Genomic DNA, 12324 nt, shown 5'->3' with positions numbered 1-12324 from the left:
CCCGAACAGCTCGTACCCCTCTCGCTCGTCGCCATCTGGTCGACGATGGTGGTCTACCCCCTCGCCTTCATCATGTCCCCCCTCGCCCTCGCCAGGCGGTCCGCCGCGGTGCAGGCCCCGGGGAGAGTGACGACGGCCGACGGTGCGGTCACGGCGGGTGCCGTCCCCACCGCCACAGCGGCGGGGTCGGCGGGCGCACGCGGTGCGGCACGCTCCGGCCAGAACGGCTCGGTCGGCACGCTCGACCGTCCGGACACGGCGCCGGCCGCGCCACGGTATCGCTTCGAACGCATCGCATTCGCCCTCACGATCATCGGCTGGGTCATCCACGTCGCCGCCGTCGTCATGCGCGGCGTCGCACAGGGCCACGTGCCGTGGTCGAACATGTTCGAGTTCTCGCTCACCGCATCGGCCATCATCGTCGGCGTCTTCATCTTCGTTCAGCTGTGGCAGAACCTCCGGTTCCTCGGCGCATTCATCACCGGCTTCGGACTCATCGCCCTCGGCGTCGGCACGGTCAACTTCTACGTCGACGTGAAGCCCTTGCCGCCGGCCCTCCAGTCGGCATGGCTCGTCATCCATGTCTTCGTCGCCGTGCTGGGAACGTCGTTCTTCGCCCTCGGTGCCGGCCTCTCGGTCATGCAGCTGCTGCAGGCCAAGCGGGCGGCGGCCAAGGGCGCCGGACTCAAGTTCCTACAGACGCTCCCGTCGTCCGAGGTGCTCGAGAACCTCGCCTACCGCGTCGTCGTCGTCGGGTTCGTGTTCTGGACCTTCACCCTCATCGCCGGTGCCGTCTGGGCCGAGCGCGCGTGGGGTCGCTACTGGGGCTGGGACACCAAGGAGGTCTGGACCTTCATCATCTGGACCATCTTCGCCGGGTACATCCACGCCCGCGCCACCCGGGGCTGGCGTGGATCCCGGTCGGCGTGGCTCGCGATCATCGGGTTCTCCGCCGTCGTGTTCAACTTCACGATCGTCAACCTGTACTTCGAGGGCCTGCACTCCTACAGCGGTCTGTAGGCACGCCAGCCGTGTGACCCGGTGTCGCTGGCGCGCTGCTCGAGCAGGGCGTAGCAGCGCTCCAGGCGGTCGAGCCACCATTGGACGCGCTCGCCCGGTGCCTCGTGCTCGGCCAGCAACGCTGCATCCACTGTGGGCCTCTGGACCGGGATGCTGCCGCCGACCGGCACGAGTGGTGACCGGGTGACGTCTGCCGCGAGAAGCGCGGCCGTGCCCAGTCCGCAGTCGTACTCGAGCGCCGGGAGCGACGCCGCGAGGTGCGCGCCCATCGCGATGCCCACCGACGTGTCGAGTGCGCTCGACACCACGACCGGCAATCCGGCCTCGGCCGAGATGGCCAGTGCCGCGCGGATGCCGCCCAGCGGCTGGGCCTTGATGACCAGCAGGTCGACGGCCCCGCGCCGAGCGACGTCGACCGGGTCGGTCGCCTTGCGCACGCTCTCGTCGGCGGCGACCGGGATGCCCATGTACTTGATTCGGCGGCGGATGTCGGCGAGCTCGTCGACGCTCGCACAGGGCTGCTCGACGTACTCGAGGTCCGAGGCGCACATCGCGTGGATGGCGTGCTCCGCTTCGTCGACGTTCCACGCGCCGTTGGCGTCGATGCGAATGCGGCCCTCCGGCCCGAGGTAGCGGCGCACCTCGGCGACCCTGGCGACGTCGTCGGCGAGGGTCTGGCCGCGCTCGGCGACCTTCACCTTGGCGGTGCGGCACCCGGGGAACGCGTCGAGCACGCCGGCCACCGCGTCGGCGCCCACCGCGGGAACGGTCGCGTTGACCATGATCCGGTCGCGCACGACCGCGGGAGACGCCGTGAACGCGAAGTCGATGCCGGCGGAGAGCCAGGCGGATGCCTCGTCGTCGGCGTATTCGACGAACGGCGAGAATTCGCTCCACCCCTCCGGACCCTCGAACAGCAGTGCCTCGCGCGACGCGATTCCGCGGAACGGCTGGCGGAGCGGAAGCGCGACGACGCGCGCGGTCTCCCGGATGGTCTTCAGCGACGGCAACATTCTCCCAGTCTGGCCCTCATCGGGCGGCGGTGTCGTCCGTGGGCGGGTGGCGGGCGGGTGCCGGGCGCGTGCTGGGCGGGATTCGCGGTGACCTGGCCCGCAGGCGCGCTGCCTAAACTGGGCCCATGACCGAGGTCTCCGAACTCTTCGACCCGAGCGTCTGGAAGCCCGTCGACGGCTTCGATTCCCTCACCGACATCACCTACCACCACGACACGGAGGGGCGGGTCGCCCGCGTCGCGTTCGACCGGCCTGAGGTGCGCAACGCGTTCCGCCCGCACACCGTCGACGAGCTCTACGCCGTGCTCGACGACGCGCGGCAGAACTCCCGCATCGGGGTGGTGCTGCTCACCGGCAACGGGCCGAGCCCGAAGGACGGCGGGTGGGCGTTCTGCTCGGGCGGCGACCAGCGCATCCGCGGTCGCGACGGGTACCAGTATCCCGAGGGGGAGGCGCCGGCCACCGCGAAGGCGGGCGCCACCGGACGCCTGCACATCCTCGAGGTGCAGCGGCTCATCCGCTTCATGCCCAAGGTCGTCATCGCGGTCATCCCCGGCTGGGCGGCCGGCGGCGGGCACTCGCTGCACGTCGTGTGCGACCTCTCCATCGCGAGCGAGGAGCACGGCCGGTTCAAGCAGACCGACGCCGACGTCGGCTCGTTCGACGCCGGCTACGGCAGCGCCTACTTCGCCCGCCAGGTCGGGCAGAAGTTCGCCCGCGAAGTGTTCTTCCTCGCCAGGGAGTACGACGCGCACAGGGCGCTCGAGACGGGGGCGATCAACGCCGTCGTTCCCCACGCCGAACTCGAGGCGACCGCCTACGAGTGGGCGAACGAGATCCTCACGAAGTCGCCGACCGCGATCCGCATGCTCAAGTACGCCTTCAACGCCGTCGACGACGGGCTCGTCGGCCAGCAGTTGTTCGCGGGCGAAGCGACCCGCCTCGCCTACGGCACCGACGAAGCCGTCGAGGGGCGCGACGCATTCCTCGAGAAGCGCGCGCCCGACTGGGGCCCGTACCCCTGGCAGTACTGATGGTGGCAGTACTGATGGTGGCAGTACCGAGCACGGCGGGCTGACGAGGGTGCGCGCGCTCCACGTTATCGACGCCGACGACCCCGCCGCGATGCTGCTCGCGCTGCGTGAAACGCTGTCGGCGAGCGGCCCCGCGCTGCTGCCGGTCGCCGGTGGTCTCGCCGGCCTGTCGTCGCCCGCGCCCGCCGAGGTGTCGCTGCGCACCGCCGTGGTGGTCGAGACCAGCGGGTCGACGGGAGCCGCCAAGCGCGTGGCGCTGAGCGCGGATGCCCTGCTGGCGAGCGCCGCGGCATCCGCCACCGCCCTCGGTGCGCCAGGACAATGGCTGCTCGCCCTGCCCGCGCACTACATCGCCGGCCTCAACGTTCTGGTGCGGTCGATCGCCGCGGGCACCGACCCGGTGATCCTCGGCACCGGCCACGTCGACCCGGCCGCGTTCGTCGCCGCCTGCGGGGCGATGGATGCCGCGGCGCCACGCTTCACGTCGCTCGTGCCAGCACAGCTCGCGACCCTCGTCGACGCCGCCGAGGGCGAAGCCGGCGGCGCGGCCAGCGCGTCCGCGGGGTCCACGGGCACCTCGACCGTGCTGGCAGCCCTGCGCCGCTTCGACAGCGTGCTCGTGGGCGGACAGGCCACCCCCGCCGCGCTCCTCGACCGCGCGGCAGCGCTCGGCATCCGGGTCACCCGCAGCTACGGCTCGAGCGAGACCGCGGGCGGCTGCGTCTACGACGGCGTGCCCATCGGCACCACGACCGCGCGCATCCGCGACGGCCAGGTCGAACTCGGCGGGCCGGTACTCGCGGAGGGCTACCTCGGCGACCCCGGGCTCACCGCAGACCGCTTCATCGAATCCGACGGGGCGCGCTGGTACCGCACCGCCGACGCGGGAACGCTCACCGACGGCCGGCTCAGCATCACCGGGCGCATCGACCGCGTCATCATCTCCGGGGGCGAGAAGGTCTCCCTCGATGAGGTCGAACGGATGCTGCACGTCGCCGGTCACCCGCGAGCGCTCGCCGTCTCCGTGCCGAACGACCGCTGGGGGGAGGCCATCGCGGTGGTGTCGCCGACACCGGTCGACCTCGACGAGCTGCGCGAGCTGCTCGGCAGCCGCCTCGGCAGGGCCGCACGGCCGACGTCGGTGCGGGTCGTCGACCGCATCCCGATGTTGGCCAGTGGCAAGCCGGACCGGCGCGCGCTCGCCGAGCTCGCCGGGACCGGGCAGCACGCGACCGGGCAGGACTCGACCGGGCAGCACGCGACCGGGCAGGACTCGACCGGGCAGGACTCGACCGGGCAGCACGCGACCGGGCAGCACGGGTCGGCATAGCGCCGCTCAGTAGAATCGCCGGGTGGCTAACAAGAGCAGACCGGCACAGCGTCGCATCGATCCCCGCAAGAACGACACTCGGCGCCCGCCCAAGGCGAAGGCCGTTGCCCCCGCCACCGCGCGGGACTGGATCGGCGGCGCCCGACTGCGCACCCTGCCGCTGGCCATCGCGCCTGTCGCGCTCGGCACCGGGGCCGCCTACCTCTACGACAACGACGAGGGGTGGCACTGGGTCAGGGCGCTGCTGTGCCTCGTCGTCGCAGTCGGACTCCAGATCGGCGTCAACTACGCGAACGACTACTCCGACGGGGTGCGCGGCACCGACGCGCATCGCGTCGGACCATCGCGCCTCACGGGGTCGGGAGCCGCGAAGCCCCGCGCGGTGCTCACGGTCGCCCTCGTCTTCTTCGCGATCGCGGGCGTGGCAGGTGTCGCGGTCAGCATCCTCAGCGGGTACCCCTGGCTGATCGTCATCGGCGCGGTCTGTGTCGTCGCCGCCTACTTCTACACCGGCGGCAAGCATCCATACGGCTACTACGGCCTCGGCGAAGTGTTCGTGTTCATCTTCTTCGGCCTCGTCGCCACCGCTGGCACCATGTTCGTGCAGGTCGGCGCGGTCAGCCTCGAGGCGTGGCTCGCCGCCGTGGCCATCGGGCTCCTCGCGTGCGCCGTGCTGATGGTCAACAACATCCGCGACGCGCAGCAGGACGTGCTCGCCCGCAAGCGCACTCTCGCTGTGCTCGTCGGCGACCGCATGTCGAGGGTGCTGTTCGCCGCCATGACGCTCGCGCCATTCGTCATCCTCGGGTTCTTCACCGCGCTGTACCCGAACGCGGGCTACGTGTTCTTCGCGCTGCTCGCGGCCGTTCCCGCGGTCATCATCACGCTGACCGGCCGCACCGCGCCGGAGTTCATCCTCGCGCTCAAGCTAACGAGCGTCACGGCCCTGCTGTTCGGCGTCGGGCTGGCTGCCGCGCTCGCGTTCTGACGGCTGCGCCGCCTGCGCGGGGGGTGCGGCGGGAGTGCTGTCGAGCACGTCGTCCTCGCTGTCGGCGTCGACGTCCTTGCTCCCCGAGGTGCGGTATTCGTAGAAGCTGCGCACCACGGCCTCGCGCGGCTTGCGAAAGAAGATGTACGTCACGCACAGGCCGACGACGGCCGCGATGATCGCGGCGAGCCACGGCGTCACGTCGAGGAACAGCAGCAGGGCGAGCACGGCCGCAAACAGGCCGATCCTCAGCAGGGAATAGATGATCCACGATCGCGACGATTTCACGCCGACCATTCTACGGAGCGGCCCCGGTGCGGCGACTGTGCCCGGATCGGCCCTGTCCGCTCTACGCGATCGTGACCTTCCCGCGCAGCCCCCGCCCAGTTCGCGGGCATACACTCGTTGCATGGTTCGCGTCTACATTGTGGTGGGGCTCATCATCGTTGCCCTGTCGATATACGCCGCCATCGACTCGCTGATGACGGACAAATCTCGCACCCGGGGACTCCCCAAGTGGCTGTGGGTGATTGTCATTCTCTTCCTGCCGGTGATCGGTGCTCTCCTCTGGTTCACGCTGGGCAAGGACAAGCGGGGTCGCAAGCCCGCTCCGCGCCAGACCGCCCCGGATGACGACCCCGAATTCTTGCGCCGGCTCGGCACCGACAAGGAGCAGGAAGAGCGCATCCGTCGCCTCGAGCAGGAGCTCGCTGACCTCGACGACGACTCCACCCCCAAGGACTAGTGGCCGCCGAGGCATCGGCGGCCGCCCAGCCGCTCGCGGGCCGCAGTGCCGCCACCGACCGCAGCGCCGCCAGCGGCCGCAGCGCCACCACCGGCCGCAGCGCCGCCACCGACCGCAGTGCCGCCACCGCAGTCTCGGTCGCGCTGCTCGGTGAACTCATCGCCCTCGGCGTACGCGACATCGTGCTCTGCCCGGGGTCACGCTCCCAGGCCGCCGCGCTCGCCGCTGCCGAGTACGAGCGTGCCGGGCTCGTGCGCCTGTGGGTGCGCATCGACGAGCGGGTCGCCGCGTTCCTCGCCCTCGGCATCGGCGTTGAATCCGGCGTGCCAGCGCTCGTGATCACCACCTCGGGCACCGCGGTCGCCAATCTGCACCCGGCAGTGCTCGAGGCGAGGCACTCCGGGGTTCCGATGATCCTGCTCACCGCCGACCGACCGACCGAGCTGCGCGGCATCGGATCGAACCAGACCACCCGGCAGGTCGGGGTCTTCGGCGACTCGGTGCACTTCGTGCGCGACGTCGAGGCGCCCAGCGACACCGGATTCGCCGCCGAGTACCCGGGTGAACTCGCGCGGGAGGCATTCTCCGCCGCGGCGGGCCACTCGGGCGTTCCCGGCCCCGTACAGCTCAACCTCGCCTTTCGCGAACCGCTCTCCGCAGCGGTGGATGCCTCGACGCTCGTCACCCCCGATGCCACAGCCGCGCCGGCCCGCGGCCAGCACCCGAGGCACCCCGACGAGCTCGGGTACGCCGACGGAACCATCGTCATCGCGGGGCACGGCGCCGGACCCGCCGCCGAGCAGCTCGCCCGCGACCTCGGTGCGCCGCTCATCGCCGAGATCAGCAGCGGGGCGCGCTTCGGCCCCAACCTCGTCGTGGCCTACCGTTCCCTGCTGTCGCAGCCGGGGTTCGGCGGCGCAGTGCGCCGCGCCATCGTGTTCGGCCACCCCACCTTGAGCCGCGAGATCCCGGCGCTGCTGGTGCGCGCCGACGTCGAGACGATCATCGTGCGCGGCCCCGGCTTCGAGGACTACAACCCCGGCCACCGCGCGGCACGCATCGTCGATGCGGTGGTCTATCAGGGCGCGCCGGCGGAGCGCGCGTGGGCGGGCCGCTGGGTGCAGGCGAGTCGGGCATCGATGGATGCGGCGGCCGAGGCATCCACCGGGCCCACCGACAATTCGAGCGAGACGTCGACCGAGACGTCGACCGAGACGTCGACCGCGACGTCCGCGGGCGCCTTCGCCCGCGCGCAGCTCGCGACCTACCGCGAACCGGCAACCAGGCGCATGCTCGTCGAGACGGTGTGGGCAGCCACCTGGCCGCACGACCGGCTCGTGTTCGGGGCGTCCAGGCTCATTCGCGAGGCCGACCGGCTGCTGCCGGGCAAGAGAATCAGCGTGCACGCCAACCGGGGCCTCGCGGGCATCGACGGCACGGTCGCCACCGCGACCGGCATCGCGGTCGCGAGCCAGGCCACCGAGGCGGGGGCGAGTGGCGTCACCCGCGTGGTGCTCGGTGACCTCACCCTGCTGCACGACGTGGGCGCGCTGCTGCTGCCGCCCGGTGAGGTGCGCCCCAGCATCCAGGTCATCGTCGGCAACGACTGGGGTGGAACGATCTTCGACGGACTCGAGGTCGCGGCCACCGCGCCCGGCGACGCATTCGATCGCGTGCTGTACACCCCGCACACGGTCGACCTCGCCGCCATCGCGAAGGCATACGGCTGGCAATACCTGCGGGCGGCCACCAGGGGAGCACTCGATGAAGCGCTCAGCGCGACCGGCCCTGTGCTGATCGAAGTGCCGCTCGACCGCGACTGACCTGGCGCGACCGCGACTGACCTGGCTTGACCGCGACTGACCTGGCGCGACCGCACGGCGGGATCGCCCGACGGGTGCCGGCCCGCCACCGGCCCGTCACCGCCACCGTCGGTGCGGCAGCTACCCTGAGGTCATGTCGACTGCCGGGTGGAAAGCAAAGCCGGGTGAGCTGCTCCGCGCGAGCAAGACCACCGATCTCGAGGCCATCGATCCCAGGTCGACCCCGGGCTTTCCCGGCGGCAAGGACGTCGCCGCGGCCCGGCTCGAATCCGGGGCGGCCGAGCTCGCCGACCTGCAGGAACGCCTCTACGCCCACGGCCGCGCTGGCGGAACGCGCTCGGTGCTGCTCGTGCTGCAGGGAATGGATACCGCGGGCAAGGGCGGCATCGTCAGGCACTCGCTCGCCGGCACCAACCCCCTCGGGGTGCGGGTGACCGCGTTCACCGCGCCGACCCGCGCAGAGAAACGGCACCACGACTTTCTCTGGCGCGTGCGCAGGCGCCTGCCCCAGCCCGGGCAGATCGCCGTGTTCGACCGGTCGCACTACGAAGACGTGCTCGTGCACCGGGTGCGCGGGCTGTCGGCCCCCGACGTCGTCGAGAAGCGCTACGCCCTGATCCGCGAGTTCGAGGCCGAGGCCGTCGCGAACGGCACCACTATCGTCAAGGTCATGCTGCACATCAGCGCGGCCGAGCAGAAGGAGCGTCTGGCCGAGAGGCTGGCCCGTGCAGACAAGCACTGGAAGTTCGACCCTGCCGACATCGACGACCGTCTGCGCTGGACCGACTACGAAGACGCCTACCAGATCGCGGTGCAGCGCACCACGACGCCCGACGCCCCGTGGTTCGTCGTGCCGGCCGACCGCAAGTACTACGCGCGGCTTGCGACGCAGCGCCTGCTGATCGACGCGATCAAGGGAATGCGGCTCGACTGGCCGGAGGCCACCTTCGACGTCGCGGCGCAGCGCGCGCGGCTCATCGACAGCTGAGCTGCCGCGCCCGGTGTCACTGACCGTGCGTCACGGCCCGGGCGTCGCTACCCAAGCGTCGCTGCATCGGGTGTCGATGCATCGGGCGTCTGCACCCGTCTTTACTGCCCTCGGAACGCCTCAACGATCGGACGGAACTTGAGCCTGGTCTCGACCAGCTCGCGTTCCGGCGCGGAGTCCGCCACGATGCCGGCGCCGGCATACGCGGTGACGGTGCCGTCAGCCGACACCTGGGCCGACCTCAGGGCGACCGCCCATTCACCGTCGCCCGCGGCATCCACCCACCCCACCGGACCGGCATAGCGCCCGCGATCGAACGGCTCGAGCTCGCCGATGAGCGACAGGGCGAGCGCGGTCGGCGTGCCGGCGACGGCAGCGGTCGGATGCATCGAGCCGACGAGATCGAGGGAGGTCGAACCGTCGGTCAGCTCGCCGTCCACATCGCTCGCCAGGTGCCAGAGATTGGGCAGCTTCAGCGTGAACGGCAGCTCGCTGGCCATGACGCTCGGGCTGTGCGGGCGCAGCGACGCGAGCACGTTCTGCACCGCGAACTGGTGCTCGTCGAGGTCCTTCGACGACGTGGCGAGGGCGGTCGACGCGGTCTCGTCGGAGGCGGCATCCGTTCCCCGGGCGGCGCTGCCCGCGAGGACCCGCGCGGTGACGGTACCCGCCATGACGCTGACCAGGGTCTCGGGGCTGGAGCCGAGGAAGCCGTCGATCGCGAACGTCCAGCAGTCGGGGTAGCCGCGCGCCAGCTCGCGGATCACGCCGCGGATGTCGAAGCCCTCGGGCAGGCGACCGACGGCATCCCTGGCCAGCACGACCTTCTCGAGCTCGTGGCGGCGGATGTGCGCGACCGCGGTGCCGACGGCAGCGAAGTACGCCTCCCGGGAGAGGGTGCCAGGCAGCAGGTCGACCGACGCGGGCTCGCCGAACGGAACCACCTCGGGGAGCGGGGCAGGAGGGGCGTCATGCGCCGAAACGCCGGGGTCGTCGACGGTGACCCTGGTGACCCACGACCCCTGCGGCGACCGGCCGACGAGCATCGACGGCACGATGAGCACGCTCGTCATCGTCGACCCCTCGGCGAAGGCGAACGACCCGAACGCGACCAGTCCCGTTCCCGAGACGCCGACGTCATCGGTGACCGAGGCACACGCGACCACGCGCTGCCACGCGGCTGCCGCGTCGGCGATGCGGTTCGGCCCCGTGAATTCGAGCCGCAGTGCCTCGCCGATTCCGATCATGCCGAAGCCCCGCCGCATCCACACCAGGGGGGACCCCGGGTCGACGAGCGGAATGAGGGGGCCGAGATCGGTGCAGGCGGAGGTGGTGACGGTGAGCGCGGGAACGGAGCGCTGCTCGGAAGGCATGGTGCGAGCGTACCGCCGGGGTGACCGTGCACCCGGCTGGCCCGCTCGCGCCGGGCGCACGGTGCGGCACACGCTCAGCAAGAGTGCATGCAAGTCCCAACTAGACTCGACGGGTGGCCAGGGCGGATTTGACTAAGAACTCGAGTGACGTCTCGACCATGTTCGACGGGGTCGCGAAACGCTACGACCGCACGAACGCGATCCTGTCGGCCGGCGCCGCCAGCCTGTGGCGCATCGCCACGGTGCGCGCAATCGCCCCGCGACCGCGAGAGGCCGTGCTCGACCTCGCCGCGGGAACCGGCACCAGCTCTGCCGCCATCGCGAAGAGTGGCGCCTTCGTCACCGCGCTCGACTTCTCCGCGGGCATGATCGCCGTCGGTCGCGAGCGTCACCCCGACATCGAATTCGTGCAGGCCGACGCCACGACGCTCCCCTTCGACGACGAGACCTTCGACGCCGTCACCATTTCGTTCGGACTGCGCAACATCACCGACCCGCACGCCGCGCTCGCCGAGATGTACCGGGTGCTCAAGCCAGGCGGACGCCTCGTGATCTGCGAGTTCACCACCCCGCCCGTCCCCGTGATCCGGGCGACGTACCGCTGGTACCTCCGGTCGGTGATGCCCACCGTCGTGCGCGTCGCGAGCTCCAACAGTGAGGCATACGACTACCTCGCCGAGTCCATCGAGGCTTGGCCAGACCAGCAGACGCTCAGCCGGTGGCTGCGCGGAGCCGGCTTCAGCCGTGTCGCCCACCGCAACCTCACCCTCGGTGTCGTCGCGTTGCACCGCGGCCGCAAGCCGGTGAACAACGCCCGCACCTCGCGCGGACGCCGCGCGGCGGCCTCGCCCCTCGACGCCACGGGCGTGTAGGGAACGCGACATGAACGAGACGGTGAACCGATGACCGGCCCCACGAGGCGCGCCCGCGCCGGAACGACCCTCGGCACGACGCTGGGGTTCGGCGAGAAGCTGTTCTCCTCGTCGGAGGAGCGCCGCTTCGTCTCCGCTATCGAATCGGGCCTCGAGTCCGTCGAGGCCGCACTCGTCGACGAGATGTCGTTCGCCGACGACCTCGCAGACGTCACCAGTCGCTACCTGCTCGACGCGGGCGGCAAGCGCATCCGTCCCACCCTCGCCCTCGTCACCGCGCAACTCGGCAACGGCAACAACGATCCGGTGATCCAGGCCGCCGCCGCGATCGAGATCACCCACCTCGCCTCGCTGTACCACGACGACGTAATGGACGAGGCCGAGATGCGGCGCGGCGTGCCCAGCGCGCAGATCCAGTGGAACAACTCGATTGCCATCCTGACCGGTGACCTGCTGTTCGCTCGCGCCAGCAAGCTCGTCGCCGGGCTCGGCGAGACGATCATCCGCCTGCAGGCCGACACCTTCGAGCGCCTCTGCCTCGGCCAGCTGCACGAGACCATGGGACCGCGCGACGACGAAGACGCCATCGAGCACTACATCCAGGTGCTCGCCGACAAGACCGGGTCGCTCATCGCCGCCGCGGCGCAGACCGGCGTGCTCCTCGCCGGCGCCCCCGTCGAATACCGCGACGCCGTCACCGCGTTCGGCGAGAAGATCGGCATCGCCTTCCAGCTCGTCGACGACATCATCGACCTCGCGCCCCCGGTCGGCGAGACCGGGAAGACCCCGGGAACCGACCTGCGCTCCGGGGTATCGACGCTTCCTCTGCTCTACCTGCGCCGGCTCGCGACGACCGACCCTGAGGCCGCCGACCTGCTGACCCGCATCGAACGGGACGTCAACGTCGCGCACTACGCAGAGGCCGACGACGAGGAGCTCACCGCGGCGATCGCCGAGCTGCGCGCGCACGACGTGACGCGCCAGACCCTCGCCGAAGCGCAGCGCTGGTCCCGTGAGGCGGTGGCCGATCTCGCGCCGCTGCCGGAGGGCCCGGTCAAGAAGGCGCTCGTTCGCTTCGCCGACTCCATCGTCGAGCGCAGCAGGTGAGTCGCGCCGCAGCGTCGGCGCCTCGATCAGT

At 71.0% G+C, this 12324-nt stretch carries 12 protein-coding genes; 9 read left to right on the top strand and 3 right to left on the bottom strand.

Annotated elements, in window-relative coordinates; all coding sequences use genetic code 11:
• A partial coding sequence (gene ccsB, locus G5S38_RS12400) for a c-type cytochrome biogenesis protein CcsB (RefSeq protein ID WP_407943846.1) occupies positions 1-1020 on the top strand: 1020 nt, incomplete at its 5' end.
• Here ccsB and G5S38_RS12395 read toward each other — a convergent pair.
• Positions 1005-2033, bottom strand: coding sequence for an o-succinylbenzoate synthase (locus tag G5S38_RS12395; protein WP_165069123.1), 1029 nt, complete (start codon positions 2031-2033; stop codon positions 1005-1007). The genes ccsB and G5S38_RS12395 overlap by 16 nt on opposite strands.
• A gap of 125 nt (positions 2034-2158) precedes the next feature.
• Between G5S38_RS12395 and G5S38_RS12390 the strand changes: the two genes are divergently transcribed.
• The 3 genes from G5S38_RS12390 to G5S38_RS12380 are packed head-to-tail and all read left to right on the top strand — an operon-like array spanning position 2159 to position 5385.
• Entirely contained in the window at positions 2159-3067 is a 909-nt protein-coding gene (locus G5S38_RS12390; RefSeq protein WP_165069120.1) for a 1,4-dihydroxy-2-naphthoyl-CoA synthase, read from the top strand.
• A 49-nt stretch (positions 3068-3116) separates the two neighbouring features.
• Entirely contained in the window at positions 3117-4397 is a 1281-nt protein-coding gene (locus G5S38_RS12385) for an AMP-binding protein (protein WP_235929058.1), read from the top strand.
• Positions 4398-4419: 22 nt separating this feature from the next.
• On the top strand, positions 4420-5385 hold the full coding sequence (locus tag G5S38_RS12380; protein ID WP_165069118.1) for a 1,4-dihydroxy-2-naphthoate polyprenyltransferase: 966 nt from the start codon (positions 4420-4422) through the stop codon (positions 5383-5385).
• Here G5S38_RS12380 and G5S38_RS12375 read toward each other — a convergent pair.
• Entirely contained in the window at positions 5326-5673 is a 348-nt protein-coding gene (locus tag G5S38_RS12375) for a DUF4229 domain-containing protein (protein ID WP_165069115.1), read from the bottom strand. The genes G5S38_RS12380 and G5S38_RS12375 overlap by 60 nt on opposite strands.
• A 121-nt stretch (positions 5674-5794) precedes the next feature.
• Here G5S38_RS12375 and G5S38_RS12370 point away from each other — a divergent pair, with 121 nt between their 5' ends.
• The 3 genes from G5S38_RS12370 to G5S38_RS12360 all read left to right on the top strand — a co-directional run bounded on the left by G5S38_RS12370 (position 5795) and on the right by G5S38_RS12360 (position 8941).
• A complete protein-coding gene (locus G5S38_RS12370) occupies positions 5795-6130 on the top strand; it encodes a PLD nuclease N-terminal domain-containing protein (RefSeq protein WP_165069113.1) in 336 nt (111 codons plus the stop codon).
• Positions 6130-7953, top strand: a complete 1824-nt coding sequence (gene menD / locus G5S38_RS12365; RefSeq protein ID WP_165069111.1) for a 2-succinyl-5-enolpyruvyl-6-hydroxy-3-cyclohexene-1-carboxylic-acid synthase — start codon at positions 6130-6132, stop codon at positions 7951-7953. The genes G5S38_RS12370 and menD overlap by 1 nt, the downstream gene beginning before the upstream one ends.
• A 133-nt stretch (positions 7954-8086) precedes the next feature.
• Entirely contained in the window at positions 8087-8941 is an 855-nt protein-coding gene (locus G5S38_RS12360; protein ID WP_165069109.1) for a PPK2 family polyphosphate kinase, read from the top strand.
• Positions 8942-9042: 101 nt separating this feature from the next.
• On the opposite strand, the gene G5S38_RS12355 is transcribed toward G5S38_RS12360, so the two are convergent.
• Positions 9043-10314, bottom strand: a complete 1272-nt coding sequence (locus tag G5S38_RS12355) for an isochorismate synthase (protein WP_165069106.1) — start codon at positions 10312-10314, stop codon at positions 9043-9045.
• 113 nt (positions 10315-10427) lie between these two features.
• Between G5S38_RS12355 and ubiE the strand changes: the two genes are divergently transcribed.
• Complete coding sequence (gene ubiE, locus G5S38_RS12350) at positions 10428-11186, top strand: bifunctional demethylmenaquinone methyltransferase/2-methoxy-6-polyprenyl-1,4-benzoquinol methylase UbiE (protein ID WP_165069104.1); 759 nt, start codon at positions 10428-10430, stop codon at positions 11184-11186.
• Between the two features lie 30 nt (positions 11187-11216).
• Positions 11217-12293 (top strand): polyprenyl synthetase family protein, encoded by a 1077-nt coding sequence (locus tag G5S38_RS12345; RefSeq protein ID WP_165069101.1) that lies wholly within the window; start codon positions 11217-11219, stop codon positions 12291-12293.
• The last annotated feature ends 31 nt before the right edge of the window (positions 12294-12324 follow it).

The organism is Marisediminicola senii, from assembly GCF_011057645.1.
Taxonomy (GTDB): Bacteria; Actinomycetota; Actinomycetes; order Actinomycetales; family Microbacteriaceae; genus Marisediminicola; species Marisediminicola senii.
This window is presented reverse-complemented; position numbering and strand designations above follow the sequence as displayed.